The 846-nt window shown below is 66.4% G+C and carries 1 protein-coding gene; it reads left to right on the top strand.

Annotated elements, in window-relative coordinates; translation table 11 throughout:
- Positions 1–26 precede the first annotated feature (26 nt).
- Complete coding sequence (locus ACWEPL_RS20910; RefSeq protein WP_350742348.1) at positions 27–845, top strand: hypothetical protein; 819 nt, start codon at positions 27–29, stop codon at positions 843–845.
- The last annotated feature ends 1 nt before the right edge of the window (position 846 follow it).

Raw genomic sequence — 846 nt, 5'->3', positions numbered from 1 at the left:
GCAGAACTCCGATCAAAGGAATGATCATGACCCTGGTAACCACTTGGACGACGCTCAAAGCATCCAACTCGGCGGACCTCGTCCTCTGCGTCGACTTCACGGAGACCGGCCGCGCGGAGGCGGGCTTCCCCGAGCTGGTGGCGAACATTGACTATGACGCGACCTTCTGGCACGTGCGCCCGCCCGCCGTGGCGCCCGGTTGCGGGATCGACGGTGCCGCCTATGTCCGTTCCTGGGTGGAGCCCATCAAGGAGAGCGGCAGGAAGGTCCACGCGGTCATGGGCTACTGCGTGGGCGCCGTCTACGCGACCGAGCTCGTCGACCGGCTGGCCGAGCTGCAGGGCTCGACGCCCGAGCTGATCCTCTTCGACCCGGAGCCAACGAGCCTGGAGAACGTCTACTTCCAGTTCGGCAAGGTCTTCGGCATCCTCTCCTCGATCCTGAACGAGGAGGACGTCGCCCAGCTCCGGGAGACCATGGACACGACGCTCCAGGTCGAGGGGATCACGGTCGAGGGCTACGCCGCCCAGCTGTATGCCACCTTCCGCGAGGTCGGGCACCGCGCGTTCGAAAGGGCCGGGTTCGACCCGGAGTACTCCGAGGAGATGTGGGAGACGTTCAGCGCCTTCCTGGCTTTCCTCACCTACGCCGACCACCTGGACCCCTGGGAGGGGTGGCTGCGCGCCATTGCGGTGAGCTCGTCCAACCCGCGGAACGGCCTGAACCGGCTGCGTGACTCCGGTCGCACCGTCGTGGCCGAGGAGCTCAGGTTCGAGGAGGGCCACGACGTGCTGCTCACCTCGGACGAGGTCGCCAGGGCCGTCACCAAGCTGCTGGAGAGATGAT

Source organism: Nonomuraea sp. NPDC004186, from assembly GCF_053603495.1.
This window is presented reverse-complemented; position numbering and strand designations above follow the sequence as displayed.

Bases quoted from the DNA above. Each gene is read 5' to 3' on its own strand.
- ACWEPL_RS20910 (WP_350742348.1), top strand. From the start codon at position 27: ATGACCCTGGTAACCACTTGGACGACGCTCAAAGCATCCAACTCGGCG.